Annotated in this window: 1 protein-coding gene; it reads left to right on the top strand. The window is 59.6% G+C overall.

Annotation, left to right across the window (positions count from 1 at the left end):
- Window positions 1–150: 150 nt before the first annotated feature.
- A complete protein-coding gene (locus tag RSW2DRAFT_RS16915) occupies window positions 151–1,479 on the top strand; it encodes a peptidoglycan-binding domain-containing protein (protein WP_198008135.1) in 1,329 nt (442 codons plus the stop codon).
- Window positions 1,480–1,595 lie beyond the last annotated feature (116 nt).

The following is a 1,595-nucleotide window of genomic DNA, read 5'->3' on the forward strand; positions in this document are numbered from 1 at the left end:
ACTTCCTTGGTGTGCCGCGAGATCGCCTCGCGCTAGGCTTGGGGCACCAGCGCCATGATGCCGGGACAAACACCTAGACTGGCAAGGCGGTCTAAGTTGGTCTACCATTTCACGAGACAGGCTGCTTTACGAGACAGGCAGCAGAACAATATGAAAGACTTTGATGGAGGAGCGGGAATGGGAACGGCGTCGTTGTTGATAGTTCCGGAAGGAAACTCGCCCACAGCCGATTTTGTCCGAGCCGGATGTTGGTCGGTCGGCCAGGCCACACGGCACGCCCCGACCGTTTGGAGCAGCCGGAAGTTGCTGCGCCAAGCCCTTTTCGTCGTGCTGGGCAGTCTGGCCGGACTCACGCTGATGGTACCCGCTTTGGCCGACCAGAACGCTGCGGCAACAGCCTTGCCCGAGGACCCCGCCGTGACGGCTCTGGTGGCCGAGGCAGATGCAGCCTATGCCGCAGCGGCCGACCTAAGCGGTGCGGACAAGCGGCAAGGCCTGTTGAAAGTCAAGGCAATGATCGATAAGATCGCCACCCACTATCCGGCTAGCCACGCAGCGCTTGCCATCTTACTGGGTAAGAAGGTCGGCACTGTCGACCCTATGGCGCTGGATGCTGAGTTGACCGCGCTTGGGTCGAACGCCGCTACCGCCACGGGCACCACGGCGCCTGCTGCGGCCCCTCTCGCCGATCCACTATTTAAGCGCATCAACCAATGTCTGACTGCTCCGAACCTTCCTGCCGTGGCGGTGGGAGATGCCAAAGTCAAGTTGCGCCTTCAGACCGGGGCGGACGGCGCCATCAGCGGAATGCCCGGCCTAATCGAACCCGTATCACCCAATGCGCCCGAGCGGCAGTTGTTCAACCGTTCGCTGCTTGGGCTCGGCGCCTGTATCGAACTGATCGCCTCGCAGCACAACAGCATTGTCGAGTTTTCCGTATCGGCACAGGGCGTCATCGACGGTTCCGTTCTTCGGACAGAAGTCGCACCGCCTCAGCCGAACACAGCGCCGTCGTCAACCGTATCCAGCACTGACCCGGCGGTCAATGCGAGCCAGCCGTCCCTCGATTGGGCGCCGGCCACTAGTCAGACACAGGATACCTTGAATTTAAAGCGTCCGGACATCGCCGAGATCCAAGCGCGCCTCATGGCCATGAGCTACGATCCCGAAGGAATTGACGGCTTGACCGGTGCCGGGTTTCGTTCGGCGTTGGGGCTTTGGCAGACATCTGCAGGTATCCCTAGCACTGGCTATCTTGATGGCCCGCAGCTTGATCGACTCAAGGTGGATTCCGAGTCTGCATTTGACCTCTGGAAGGCGAATTCAGATCATTTTAAGCTTCTTTCTAAGGCATCGGCGGCGCCCAAGACGGGCGTTCGCAGAAGCCACAATGGCTGGTATCGCGCCACTGGCGGAAGTTATTGCCGGAGGGGAAAGCTCGGTCTGTGGTGTCAGCCATGGAAACCACGCTCCTGGTAAAAACAATCTATGGAACTCTGAGCTCCTCCCCGAAAATCGGACAGTGACGGAAGCTACGATCTGAAGTCTGCTGGTCTCCAATCACGAGGAGTGAGCTACTCCCCATCTCTTGGACT

The organism is Rhodobacter ferrooxidans (assembly GCF_000176015.1).
GTDB classification, from domain to species: domain Bacteria; phylum Pseudomonadota; class Alphaproteobacteria; order Rhodobacterales; family Rhodobacteraceae; genus Pseudorhodobacter_B; species Pseudorhodobacter_B ferrooxidans.